The 1079-nt window shown below is 65.3% G+C and carries 1 protein-coding gene; it reads left to right on the top strand.

Translation table 11 applies throughout. The annotated features are described in order from the left end of the window. Positions 1–15 precede the first annotated feature (15 nt). The coding region (locus NKJ91_RS33635) for an S-(hydroxymethyl)glutathione dehydrogenase/class III alcohol dehydrogenase (RefSeq protein ID WP_352458932.1) at positions 16–1079 on the top strand (1064 nt) is incomplete at its 3' end.

Raw genomic sequence — 1079 nt, forward strand, 5'->3', positions numbered from 1 at the left:
TGGGAGGATTGCCTGATGAAAACGCGCGCCGCTGTCGCCGTCGCCGCCGGAAAGCCGCTGGAGATCATGGAGGTCGACCTCGACGGTCCCCGTGATGGCGAGGTGCTGGTCGAGATCAAGGCAACCGGCATCTGCCACACCGACGAGTTCACGCTGTCGGGCGCCGACCCGGAAGGCCTGTTTCCGGCGATCCTCGGCCACGAGGGCGCCGGCATCGTCGTCGACGTCGGCAAGGGCGTCTCCTCGGTCAGGAAGGGTGACCATGTCATCCCGCTCTACACGCCGGAATGCCGGCAGTGCCCGTCCTGCCTGTCGCGCAAGACCAATCTGTGCACCGCCATCCGCGCCACGCAGGGACAGGGCTTGATGCCGGACGGCACCTCGCGCTTCTCGATCGGCAAGGACAAGCTGTTCCACTACATGGGCTGCTCGACCTTCTCCAACTTCACCGTGCTGCCCGAGATCGCCGTGGCCAAGGTCAATGCCGACGCCCCGTTCGACAAGATCTGCTACATCGGCTGCGGCGTCACCACCGGCATCGGTGCTGTGATCAACACGGCCAAGGTCGAGCAAGGCGCGACGGCGGTCGTGTTCGGCCTCGGCGGCATCGGCCTCAACGTCATCCAGGGCCTGCGCCTTGCCGGCGCCGACATGATCATCGGCGTCGACCTGAACAACGACAAGAAGGAATGGGGCGAGAAATTCGGCATGACGCATTTCGTCAATCCGAAGGAGATCGACGGCGACATCGTGGCTCATCTCGTCAACATGACCAAGCGCGGCGCCGACCAGATCGGCGGCGCCGACTACACGTTCGACTGCACCGGCAACACCAAAGTCATGCGGCAGGCGCTAGAAGCGTCGCATCGCGGCTGGGGCAAGTCGGTCATCATCGGCGTTGCCGGCGCCGGCCAGGAGATCTCGACGCGGCCGTTCCAGCTGGTCACCGGCCGCACCTGGATGGGCACCGCCTTCGGCGGCGCGCGCGGCCGCACCGACGTGCCGAAGATCGTCGACTGGTACATGGCCGGCAAGATCGAGATCGATCCGATGATCACCCACACGCTGAAGCTCGAGGA

It is taken from the genome of Mesorhizobium sp. M0040, assembly GCF_040323505.1.
Taxonomy (GTDB): Bacteria; Pseudomonadota; Alphaproteobacteria; order Rhizobiales; family Rhizobiaceae; genus Mesorhizobium.